The sequence below is a fragment of the Streptomyces bungoensis genome (assembly GCF_001514215.1).
GTDB classification, from domain to species: domain Bacteria; phylum Actinomycetota; class Actinomycetes; order Streptomycetales; family Streptomycetaceae; genus Streptomyces; species Streptomyces bungoensis.
This window is the reverse complement of the sequence record NZ_KQ948875.1, coordinates 103,698-113,641: the sequence shown is the minus strand read 5'-3', so window position 1 is coordinate 113,641 and position 9,944 is coordinate 103,698. Positions and strand designations below refer to the sequence as shown.

Annotated in this window: 12 protein-coding genes; 6 read left to right on the top strand and 6 right to left on the bottom strand. The window is 72.9% G+C overall.

Going from position 1 to position 9,944, the window contains the following annotated elements; all coding sequences use genetic code 11:
• On the bottom strand, positions 1 to 492 hold a 492-nt coding region (locus AQJ66_RS33515; protein ID WP_159052682.1), incomplete at its 3' end, for a maltotransferase domain-containing protein.
• 97 nt (positions 493 to 589) lie between these two features.
• Positions 590 to 889 (bottom strand): DUF5133 domain-containing protein, encoded by a 300-nt coding sequence (locus AQJ66_RS33510; RefSeq protein ID WP_061929579.1) that lies wholly within the window; start codon positions 887 to 889, stop codon positions 590 to 592.
• A 333-nt stretch (positions 890 to 1,222) separates the two neighbouring features.
• Between AQJ66_RS33510 and AQJ66_RS33505 the strand changes: the two genes are divergently transcribed.
• Both AQJ66_RS33505 and glgX read left to right on the top strand, forming a co-directional pair.
• Positions 1,223 to 1,735, top strand: coding sequence for a hypothetical protein (locus tag AQJ66_RS33505; protein WP_061929578.1), 513 nt, complete (start codon positions 1,223 to 1,225; stop codon positions 1,733 to 1,735).
• Positions 1,732 to 3,876: a glycogen debranching protein GlgX gene (gene glgX / locus AQJ66_RS33500; RefSeq protein WP_107119119.1), complete on the top strand. Its 2,145-nt coding sequence runs from the start codon at positions 1,732 to 1,734 to the stop codon at positions 3,874 to 3,876. Before AQJ66_RS33505 ends, glgX begins: the two co-directional genes overlap by 4 nt.
• Positions 3,877 to 4,092: 216 nt before the next feature.
• On the opposite strand, the gene AQJ66_RS33495 is transcribed toward glgX, so the two are convergent.
• The gene (locus AQJ66_RS33495) at positions 4,093 to 4,902 is read right to left on the bottom strand and encodes a VOC family protein (protein ID WP_061929572.1); all 810 of its coding nucleotides are present in this window, start codon (positions 4,900 to 4,902) and stop codon (positions 4,093 to 4,095) included.
• A 128-nt stretch (positions 4,903 to 5,030) separates the two neighbouring features.
• On the opposite strand from AQJ66_RS33495, the gene AQJ66_RS33490 reads away from it, so the two are divergent.
• Positions 5,031 to 5,369: an ANTAR domain-containing protein gene (locus AQJ66_RS33490; RefSeq protein WP_061929624.1), complete on the top strand. Its 339-nt coding sequence runs from the start codon at positions 5,031 to 5,033 to the stop codon at positions 5,367 to 5,369.
• A 4-nt stretch (positions 5,370 to 5,373) separates the two neighbouring features.
• On the opposite strand, the gene AQJ66_RS33485 is transcribed toward AQJ66_RS33490, so the two are convergent.
• Positions 5,374 to 6,165, bottom strand: a complete 792-nt coding sequence (locus tag AQJ66_RS33485; protein WP_107119118.1) for an RNA polymerase sigma factor SigF — start codon at positions 6,163 to 6,165, stop codon at positions 5,374 to 5,376.
• 284 nt (positions 6,166 to 6,449) lie between these two features.
• Here AQJ66_RS33485 and AQJ66_RS33480 point away from each other — a divergent pair, with 284 nt between their 5' ends.
• From AQJ66_RS33480 to AQJ66_RS33475, 3 genes are all read left to right on the top strand, one after another.
• Positions 6,450 to 6,908 (top strand): MarR family winged helix-turn-helix transcriptional regulator, encoded by a 459-nt coding sequence (locus tag AQJ66_RS33480; RefSeq protein WP_061929566.1) that lies wholly within the window; start codon positions 6,450 to 6,452, stop codon positions 6,906 to 6,908.
• Positions 6,905 to 7,060: a hypothetical protein gene (locus tag AQJ66_RS39170; RefSeq protein WP_159052681.1), complete on the top strand. Its 156-nt coding sequence runs from the start codon at positions 6,905 to 6,907 to the stop codon at positions 7,058 to 7,060. The genes AQJ66_RS33480 and AQJ66_RS39170 overlap by 4 nt, the downstream gene beginning before the upstream one ends.
• Positions 7,061 to 7,251: 191 nt before the next feature.
• Entirely contained in the window at positions 7,252 to 7,776 is a 525-nt protein-coding gene (locus AQJ66_RS33475; RefSeq protein WP_061929563.1) for a hypothetical protein, read from the top strand.
• A 19-nt stretch (positions 7,777 to 7,795) separates the two neighbouring features.
• On the opposite strand, the gene hemC is transcribed toward AQJ66_RS33475, so the two are convergent.
• A complete protein-coding gene (gene hemC / locus AQJ66_RS33470; protein ID WP_061929561.1) occupies positions 7,796 to 8,731 on the bottom strand; it encodes a hydroxymethylbilane synthase in 936 nt (311 codons plus the stop codon).
• An 87-nt stretch (positions 8,732 to 8,818) separates the two neighbouring features.
• A complete protein-coding gene (locus tag AQJ66_RS33465) occupies positions 8,819 to 9,772 on the bottom strand; it encodes an ATP-dependent DNA ligase (protein ID WP_079060575.1) in 954 nt (317 codons plus the stop codon).
• Positions 9,773 to 9,944 lie beyond the last annotated feature (172 nt).

Below are 9,944 nucleotides of genomic sequence, written 5' to 3'. Positions count from 1 at the left end.
GGGCTTCAGCCGGTGGTGCACCGACAGGGTGTCGTCGCCGAGGGCGCGCGCGGCCTCCAGGACCAGGTCGCGCTCCGGCCCCTTGGGCACCGACGCGGCCGCGCGCTCGTAGAGTTCGGCGCCCTCCTCCAGGACCAGGCCGGTGTCGATGCCCGCCGGCACCTTGACCGAGGCGGTGTGCCGCCAGGTCGCCAGCGGATGGCTCCACGCCTCCACCCGGAACGTCCAGCGGCCGGTCGCGTCCGGGGTCACGTCGGCGCCCCAGAGGTCGCTGCCGGGGGACAGTTCCCGCATCGGCGTCCACGGGCCGCGGCGGCCCTTCGGATCGCGCAGGACCACGTTGGCGCCCACCACGTCGTGCCCCTCGCGGAACACGGTCGCCGTGATCTGGAACGTCTCCCCGGCCACCGCCTTCGCCGGGCGCCTGCCGCACTCCACGGCCGGCCGTACGTCACGTACCGGCACACGGCCGATGGCCGGGGTCCTGCGCATGGATCTCACCTCCGCCGTACGCGAAGCCGGGCCCCGGGCCCGGCTTCGCGATCCGAGAAAACGGTTCGGCTGCTGCCGTTCCGTGTACGGTGCCAGCTCAGGGGCTCGACGCCGTGGAACGCCGCTCCGGTGGCGGCGTGCGTCGCGCCAACCGGCCCGGCTGTGGCCGCCCGTCCTGCTCGCGCAGATAGCCGGCCGGGGTCGAGCGCAGATACCGCTCGGCCGCGTCCGCCGCCTCACGGGCGCAGCGTTTTCCCATCAGCACGCACAAGGTGTAGCCCGAGTCCTCGAAGGTGGCCCGGACCGTGCGGTCGTGGGGCGAGGCGAGCATGACGCGCTCCCACGCCCGGTAACGCCGCAACTGCCGGGCCACTTCGGCCTTGGCGGGTAGCAGCATGACCCTCTTCACCTTCCACGCTCTCGACTGGGCGCGTTCCCGACGGTCGGGTGGTGTCCGCGCAGGGGTGGGCGCGGCACCGTTACGGCGATCGAGGCTTTCACTCATGGTGCACGTATGACGACGCAACGTCCTGTTGGACCTTCAACCAACCCGCCGTTCGGGATGATCGTGTTGCACGAATGGCGTAGCGACCGCACTGTGGAGGTGACTCAGAAGCGAACGATGCTCACGCTGGGTGTCCGGGATCCCTCCCGGACGGACCGGAGTCCGGGATCCCTCCCGGACGGGGCGCGGGGGAGCGGGAGCTTCGCGGGTGAGGAGCAAGCGACGATGAAGACCGCAGTGCCCTGCTACTACCACCTCGACGTGGAAGTCAGCCCGGAGCGGGTCGGACAGGTCAGCCGCATCCTGGCCGCCCACCTCCGCTACTGGGACCTCGAGAACCTCGCGGATCCCGTCTGCCGCGGCGCCGAACTGCTGCTCACGGCGATCGACCGGCACGCCACGGACAAGACCACGTCGATCGAGATGTGGTGGAACGGCCAGCATCTCATCACCGCCTTCGGGGGCGACGACCCCGACCTGCGCCCGGACCAGGACCTGCGCGCGTGCCTCGTGGACATCGCCGCCATGAGCGACGGCTGGGGCTGCTGCGCCACCGAGACCGGTACCAAGATCATCTGGTTCTCGCAGCGCGCCCGGGCCGGCGAACGCGTCCCGCTGGTCCCGAGCGCCCCGGCGCCGAACCTCAGCGAGGGGCTCCAGGTGCCGCGCGAGCTGCCGGTGGCCGCCCTCGCCGCCCGGGTCACCGCCCCCGACCATGCTCTGGAGGGCGCCCGGTGACGGCCCGCACGTCCCGGAAAGGGGTGCCCGTCTGGAACGGGCACCCCTATCCGTTGGGAGCCTCCTTCGACGGGCAGGGCACCAACTTCGCCCTCTTCAGCGAGGTCGCCGAACGCGTCGACCTGATCCTGGTGGACGAGGCCGGTGCCCGGACCCCTGTACGGCTGCACGAGGTCGACGGGTTCGTCTGGCACGCCTACCTGCCCGGCGTCGGCCCCGGCCAGCGCTACGGCTACCGCGTGCACGGCCCCTGGCAGCCGTCCCTCGGCCACCGCTGCAACCCGGCCAAGCTGCTGCTCGACCCGTACGCCCGGGCCGTGGACGGCCAGATCGACAACCACGCCTCGCTCTACGAGCGCGCGCCCGACGGTCCCGCACCGGCCGACAGCGCCGGGCACTCCATGCTCGGCGTCGTCACCGACCCCTACTTCGACTGGGGCGACGACCGCCCGCCGCGCACGCCGTACGCGGACTCGGTGATCTACGAGGCCCACGTGCGCGGTCTGACCCGCACCCACCCGGACGTCCCCGAGGGACTGCGCGGCACCTACGCGGGGCTCGCCCACCCGGCGGTGCTGGAGCACCTGACCACGCTCGGCGTCACCGCGGTGGAGCTGATGCCGGTGCACCAGTTCGTCCAGGACGGCGTGCTGCAGGACCGCGGCCTCGCCAACTACTGGGGCTACAACACCATCGGCTTCTTCGCCCCGCACAACGCCTACGCCGCCTTCGGCTCCCTGGGGCAGCAGGTCAACGAGTTCAAGGCCATGGTGAGGGCGCTGCACGCGGCCGGGCTCGAGGTGATCCTCGACGTGGTCTACAACCACACCGCCGAGGGCAACGAGCGGGGCCCCACGCTGTCCTTCCGGGGCATCGACAACGCCTCGTACTACCGTCTCGTCGACGGCGACTGGGGGCACTACTACGACACCACCGGCACCGGCAACAGCCTGCTGATGCGGCACCCCTACGTGCTGCAGCTCATCATGGACTCGCTGCGGTACTGGGTCACCGAGATGCACGTCGACGGCTTCCGCTTCGACCTCGCGGCCACCCTGGCCCGGCAGTTCCACGAGGTGGACCGGCTGTCGGCGTTCTTCGACCTCATCCAGCAGGATCCGGTGATCAGCCGCGTCAAGCTCATCGCCGAGCCGTGGGACGTGGGGGAGGGCGGCTACCAGGTCGGCAACTTCCCGCCCCTGTGGTCGGAGTGGAACGGCCCCTACCGCGACGCCGTACGGGACTTCTGGCGCGGGGAGCCCGGCTCGCTCGGCGAGTTCGCCTCCCGGCTGACCGGCTCCTCGGACCTGTACCAGCACAGCCGGCGCCTGCCGCGCGCCGGCGTCAACTTCGTGACCGCGCACGACGGTTTCACCCTGCGCGACCTCGTCTCGTACAACGACAAGCACAACGAGGCCAACGGGGAGGACAACCGGGACGGGGAGAACCACAACCGGTCCTGGAACTGCGGGGCGGAGGGCGACACGGACGACCCGGCCGTGCTGGAACTGCGCGCCCGCCAGCAGCGCAACCTGCTGGCCACGCTGCTGCTGTCCCAGGGCATCCCGATGCTCTGCCACGGCGACGAACTCGGCCGCACCCAGCGGGGCAACAACAACGCCTACTGCCAGGACAACGAGGTCTCCTGGGTCGACTGGGAGCTGACCGACGAGCAGCGCGCGCTCGCCGCCTTCACCCGGTACGTCATCGGGCTGCGCGCGGAGCATCCGGTGCTGCGCCGGCGCCGCTTCTTCCGCGGTGAGACCGCGACCAACGCCAAGCAGCCGCTGCCCGACCTGATGTGGCTCAGGCCCGACGCCCGCGAGATGACCGACCGGGACTGGCAGCGTGGTGACGCGCACTCGGTGGCCGTGTTCCTCAACGGCGACGCCATCGCCGAACGGGATTCCTACGGGCGGCGCGTCGTCGACGACTCGTTCCTGCTGCTGCTCAACGGCTACTGGGAACCGGTCGTCTTCCGCCTTCCCGACCAGTCCTTCGGCGAGCGCTGGACGACCCTCATCGACACCGCCGACCCGGAGGGCATCCCCGACGAACGCGAACGCAAGCCCGGCACCAGGCTCCGCACGGAACCCCGTAGCCTGATCCTGCTGTCGCGCCCGTCCCGCGGCCGCAAGTAGCCGCGTCGGCACGGAGGCGGTCCTCGGCGGTGCGCGCGGGCGTGCCGGACGGTCGGGGGAGGGCCGCCGGCGGTCGTCGTCACGCGCAGGGACGGGGGCGTGCCCGGTGGCGGGCCGGCCGTGGTCGCCGCACGGACGTCGCCGGTGCCGTGCGCCGCCTGACGGCGGCCTGGGACGGTGCGCCCCGCTCCTCGGCTCCCGTCGCGCTCCGACGGCTCAGCGGCGGGAGACCGACGTCACCGTGAACTGGGCGCCGTCCGGGTCGCGCAGGATCGCTTCCTCGGCGTTCTCGCTCAGGACGCTGCCGCCGTGCTTCTCGGCGGTGCGGGCGCAGCCCGCCACGTCGGAGACGGCGAAGTGGATCTGCCAGTGCGGCCGTACGGAGGGGTCCGGGGCGGCCTCCACCGCACCCGAGTCGATCCGGGCCACCACGTCGCCCCGGCTGCGCAGCACCACCTCGCCGCCCTCGTACTGCACCTCGCAGCACCCCGGGGTCTCGGAGGCCCACCCCAGGATCTCGCCGTAGAAGATCGCGGAGTCGAACGCGTTGCGGGTGTGCAGCCGGATGAACGTCGGGGCGGCCCGCCGCCAGGCCTCCCAGTTGGAGACCAGTTCGCCCTGCCAGATCCCGAAGGTGGCCCCGTCCCGGTCGGCGAGCAGGGCGGCCCGCCCCGGCGGGAAGGACAGCGGCCCGACCGCCGCCGTACCGCCGCGCTCCCTGGCCCGGGCCACCGCCTCGTCGGCGTCCGGGACCGCGAAGTACGGCGTCCAGGCCACCGCCATCTGCCACATCGCGGCGACCGCGGCGATCCCGGCCACCGGCACCCCGTTCGCCAGCGCGATCCGGAAGTGCTCGCCGAGCTTGGCGCCGCGCCACCGCCAGCCCAGCAGGGCCGAGTAGAACTCCTGGGTGGCCTCGAGATCGCGGCTGGTCAGGCTGACCCAGCACGGGGCGCCGAAGACGGAGTGCGTCGAGACGACGTCCCTCGTCCTCGGTCCACCGCCGGGAGGCGTGTCAACGTTCATGGCAGTCGCTGTCCTGGTCTCGGGGACCGGCGCGCCACCGGTCTTGGACCAGTGTCCGGCCGGAGCGGGCGGTGCGCCTGCCGGGTACCCCGGTGGCGGTGATCCAGGCGGGTGAGCACGATGGACGCATGCGAGAGACCGAGCTCCACCGGATCGCCGAGCTGCAGGCCGAGGTGGACCAGTTGAAGGAGGCCATGGCCTCGCACGCGGTCGTCGACCAGGCCATCGGGATGGTGGTGGCCCTCGGACGGGTGTCCCCGGACGAGGGGTGGGAGATCCTCAAGGAGGTCTCCCAGCACACCAACATCAAACTGCGCAACATCGCGGACCTGATCCTCGTCTGGGGGCGCCGCGGCGACATCCCGCCCGACGTCCGCGCGGCGCTCGAGAACTCCCTCGACCGCCACGGACCGGTGCAGGTGCCCGGCGCCCCGAGGCCGGCTCCCGCGCCTTCGGAGGCGGACTGAGGGTTCAGCCGGTCTCCGAGAGCAGCTCCTCGCGCAGCCGGTCGAAGCAGCCGCTGAGCAGCCGGGAGACGTGCATCTGCGAGATGCCGAGCTGCTGGGCGATCCGGCTCTGCGTCATCCCGCCGAAGAACCGCAGGTAGAGGATGGTGCGTTCGCGTTCGGGCAGCGCCTCCAGACAGGGCTTGACCGCGGCCCGGTCGATGACGAGGTCGAAGCCGGGGTCGGGCCCGCCGAGGGAGTCCCCGAGGGCGTACCCGTCCGTTCCGGCGACCTCGGCGTCCAGCGACAGCGCCGAGAAGCACTCCAGCGCCTCCATGCCGGTGCGCACCTCCGCCTCGCTGAGCCGGGTGTGCGCGGCGATCTCGGCGACGGTCGGCGCCCGCCCGGGCGTGGTCTGCGCCAGTTCCTTGATGGCGCCGCGGACCCGGTTGCGCAGGTCCTGCACCCGGCGCGGCACGTGCAGGGTCCACATGTGGTCGCGGAAGTGGCGCTTGATCTCACCGGTGATGGTGGGCACCGCGTACGCCTCGAAGGCGCGGCCCCGGTCCGGCTCGTAGTGGTCGACGGCCTTCACCAGCCCGAGGGCGGCCACTTGGTACAGGTCCTCCAGCGACTCCCCGCGGCCGCGGAAGCGTACGGCGATCCGCTCCGCCATGGGCAGCCAGAGCCGGACCAGTTCGTCCCGCAGCGCCCGGCGCTCGGGTCCCTCGGACAGCCCCGCGAGCCGTTCGAACGCCTTGCCGGTGTCGGGGGCGTCGTCGTGGGAGTGGGGCTTCGTGCTGCTGGCGACAGGCATCGCGCACCTCATCTCAGCACGTGCTGGAACTGCAGACACCGTGGGAGGTGCGGGCGGACCAGGGAGAGGACATCGGGGCCTCCGGCGGCAGCCGGTCCCACGGATGTGCCTCCTGTCCGAAGCACATACATGCGGTTGCCCGCTTGCGGTCATATCTAAACAATACGGACTTTAGGGGCGGATGGCAGGTCGTACGCGCGCGCCCGGCCCTCCTGATTCCCGCCCCTGTTTCCTGGCGCGTCCTTGAACGGTGATAGCTCTGTAACAGAGGTAATCTTCCAGGTGTGGAAGCGGACTTCTCCGAGGCCGAAGAACTCGCCGGCGCTCTCGTGGGCATCCAGCGGCTGATCCGGCGCCGGCTGCGCGGCGGGCTCGCCGGACCACGGCTGGGCGGGGCCGAGGTGGAGCTGCTGCGGCTCGTCGAGGCCCGGCCCGGCATCGGCGTCTCGGACGCCGCCAGGGAGCTCTACCTGGCGGGCAACTCCGTGTCGACCCTGGTCAACCGCCTCGTCCGGGACGGCCATCTGCTCCGCGAGACCGACCCCGCCGACCGGCGGGCCGCCCGTCTGCTGCTCACCGCGGACGCCGAGAAGCGGCTCGCCGACTGGCGGCGCCGGCGGGCCGAACTGGTCGCCCGGCACGTGGCCCAGCTGGGCGAGGACGACCGGGCGGCCCTGGGCGCGGCGCTCCCCGCGCTGCGGAAGCTGGCCGTCACCCTGCACGAGGAGGCCGGAGAGCCATGACGAGCGACATCCCCGCCCCGCCCGCCGACGCCGTCACCTGCGCCGGCCTGACCTACGCCTTCGGGGACACCAGGGCCGTCGCCGTCCTCGGGGTGGCCGCCGTCCTCGGCATCGCCGCGGCCTCGTCGCTGCTCGGCCGGCTGGCCCGCTGATCTTGCCCTCGAACGTGATGTGCGGCACGCGGCCCGGACCCGCCCGCGAGCGTGCGAAGGGGATTCTTGCTGCGCAGCGCTTGATCACCGATCAAAGCGGGCGAACCCCCTGGCCACAGCGCATTCCGCTCATTTGACAGTGCGCTCAGGGCACAGATAGACAGCAGCTCTCGAAGGTCGAGAGGGGCACTGTGTACGAGCCGAACGTGGTCGGGGACTGGCAGGAGTACGACGAGCATGCCGGTCTGCGGGTCCGCGTCCACCGTCTGGAGGCGGCCGAGCCGCCGCGTGGACGTGACGACGCCGCGGCCGGTCTGACGTACTTCAGCGTCCGGGTGACGGTCGAGAACCGCGGGCCGCGCTCCTACGGCATCCAGCTGGAGGACGGCCAGATCGACGTCCGGGTCGGCCCGGACGGCGAGGGCGCCTTCATCGACTGGCGCAACTCCCAGTTCATCGAGGGCTTCGACGTCTACCCGCTGCGCCGGGCCACCGCCGTGCTCTTCGCGGCGGCCCCCGAGGCCGCCCTGACCCACGTGGACGTACAGGTCCAGCTGCGGGTCGAGGAGGAGTGGACCGACCGCCGGCTGTGGGCGGGCGGCACCGGCGTCCTGGAGGGCGGCCCGGCGGCCGCCGCGGCGGGCACCGGACCGGGCAGCCTGGCCCACCAGCTGAGCACCTTCCTCAAGGACCAGAGCGAGCCGGGCACCGCCTGACCGGGGCCCGGCTCCCGGGTCAGTGCGGGATGCCGTCGATGATCTCCCGCGCGCCCTGGCGCAGCAGCGACACCGCGACCGAGGTCCCGAGCGTCGCCGCGTCCAGCCGGCCCGCCCACTCGTGGGCGTTCAGCCGGGTCTTGCCGTCCGGGGTGAACACACAGGCCCGCAGGGACAGTTCCCCGCCGCGGTCCACGCGCGCGTAGCCGGCGATGGGGCTGTTGCAGTGCCCCTGGAGCACGTGCAGGAACATCCGCTCGGCCGTCGCCTCCCGGTGCGTGCCGGGGTCGCCGAGCCCGCTGACCGCGTCGATCAGCTCCGTGTCGCCCTCCCGGCACTGCAGGGCGAGGATGCCCGCGCCGATCGGCGGCATCATCGTCTCGGGGGACAGCACCTCGCTGATCACGTCCCGGCGGCCGATCCGCTCCAGGCCGGCCACCGCGAGCAGCAGCGCGTCCGCCTCTCCCGCGGCCAGCTTGGCCAGCCGGCGGTTGGCGTTGCCGCGGAACGGCACGCAGTCCAGGTGCGGGTGGGTGGCGGCCAGTTGGGCCACCCGGCGCACCGAGGAGGTGCCGATCCGGGTGCCCGGCGGCAGTTCGTCGAGGGTGAGCCCGTCCGGGTGCACCAGCGCGTCACGGATGTCGTCCCGCGCGAGGAACGCGGCGAAGACCGTCCCCGCGGGCAGCGGCCGGTCGGCGGGCACGTCCTTGACGCAGTGCACCGCGAGGTCCGCCTCGCCGGCCAGCAGCGCCGCGTCCACCTCCTTGGTGAACGCCCCCTTGCCCTCGACCTGCGCCAGGTCGCCGAGCCACTTGTCCCCGGTGGTCTTCACGGGTACGACCTCGGTGCGCATCCCCGGGTGCAGCGCGCCCAACTCGGCGCGCACGCGCTCGACCTGCGCGAGAGCCATCGGTGAGTCACGGGAGACGATACGGATCAGCTCGGGCACGGACATGGGGGACACGATAGACCCTCGACGGCGGTGCCCGCGCACGGCGGGAACCGCTTCCGGAACCGCCCGGCGGGCGCCGGTGAGGGAGGATCAGCCGAGGCCCTCGGGAAGGTCCGCGGCCGACTCCTCGGGCGCGAGGTCCGGGCGCAGCCGCAGCCAGGACGGCTGGCGCAGCATCCCGTGCCGCGTCCGGGTGCTGTAGGAGACCTCGCCGACCAGCCGGGGCACCACCCAGCGGGCGCCCGCGACCCGCGGCACCGGATCGAACGGGCAGGTGTCCGCCGCGGCGGCCCCCAGCAGTGCCGCCAGTTCCGCCCGCTCCGCCTCGCTCCAGCCGGTGCCCACCCCGCCGACGTACCGCAGCCGGCCGCCCGCCCGCTGGCCGACCAGCACCGCGCCCGGCAGCCCCGTCAGCCGTCCCTTGCCGGGCAGCCAGCCGCCGACGATCACGTCCTCGCTGCGCATGTTCCTGATCTTGATCCAGGCGCGGGAGCGCACCCCGGGCTCGTACACCGAGTCCAGCCGCTTGCACACCAGGCCCTCCAGCCCGTGTTCCCGGGTCATCCGCAGCGCCTCGGCGCCGTGCCCGGTCACCGCGGCCGGCGTCGACCAGTGCGGCCCGGCGAGCCCCAGCTCCTCCAGCCGCGCCCGCCGCCGCGCGTAGGGGAGCCGGAGCAGCGGCCCGGCCAGGTACGGCACGTCGAAGAGCACCAGGTGGACCGGCACCTGCGCGGCCCGGCGCGCCGCCCGCGCGGGGGCGTGCGCGAGCCCCATCCGGCTCTGCAGCAACTGGAAGCTCGCCCGGCCCTGTTCGTCCAGGGCCAGCACCTCGCCGTCCAGTACGGCGGGTGTCCCGCCCAGGACGCCGCCGAGGGGCCGGAGTTCGGGGTAGGCGCCGGTGATGTCCTCCCCGGAGCGGGCGCGCAGCAGCACACTGCCGTCGCCGGGCGCGTAGACCATCACCCGCTGGCCGTCCTGCTTGGTCTCGTACGCCCAGCGCGCGTCCTGGGCGGCGGGCGGCAGCGTGCCGGGGGTGGCCAGCATCGGCGGGACGAACGGCAGGGTCTCGGCGGTCACGGCTGAAGGTGTCGACCACGCCCGCTGCCCGCACGCCCGTTCCGCCCGCGGTTCCCCTGAACGGGCCCGCCCCCGGCGGCGGACCCGCCGCAGGCGCCGCAAAAGTGGCGAACAAAATTGTTGACAATCTTGTCTGGCT

What these genes read in the sequence shown, in the direction of transcription:
- AQJ66_RS33490 (WP_061929624.1), top strand. Translation starts at nt 5,031, where the DNA reads ATGCGAGAGACCGAGCTCCACCGGATCGCCGAGCTGCAGGCCGAGGTG.
- AQJ66_RS33505 (WP_061929578.1), top strand. Translation starts at nt 1,223, where the DNA reads ATGAAGACCGCAGTGCCCTGCTACTACCACCTCGACGTGGAAGTCAGC.
- AQJ66_RS33465 (WP_079060575.1), bottom strand. Translation starts at nt 9,772, where the DNA reads ATGCTGGCCACCCCCGGCACGCTGCCGCCCGCCGCCCAGGACGCGCGC.
- AQJ66_RS33485 (WP_107119118.1), bottom strand. Translation starts at nt 6,165, where the DNA reads ATGCCTGTCGCCAGCAGCACGAAGCCCCACTCCCACGACGACGCCCCC.
- AQJ66_RS39170 (WP_159052681.1), top strand. Translation starts at nt 6,905, where the DNA reads ATGACGAGCGACATCCCCGCCCCGCCCGCCGACGCCGTCACCTGCGCC.
- AQJ66_RS33495 (WP_061929572.1), bottom strand. Translation starts at nt 4,902, where the DNA reads ATGAACGTTGACACGCCTCCCGGCGGTGGACCGAGGACGAGGGACGTC.
- hemC (WP_061929561.1), bottom strand. Translation starts at nt 8,731, where the DNA reads ATGTCCGTGCCCGAGCTGATCCGTATCGTCTCCCGTGACTCACCGATG.
- AQJ66_RS33510 (WP_061929579.1), bottom strand. Translation starts at nt 889, where the DNA reads ATGCTGCTACCCGCCAAGGCCGAAGTGGCCCGGCAGTTGCGGCGTTAC.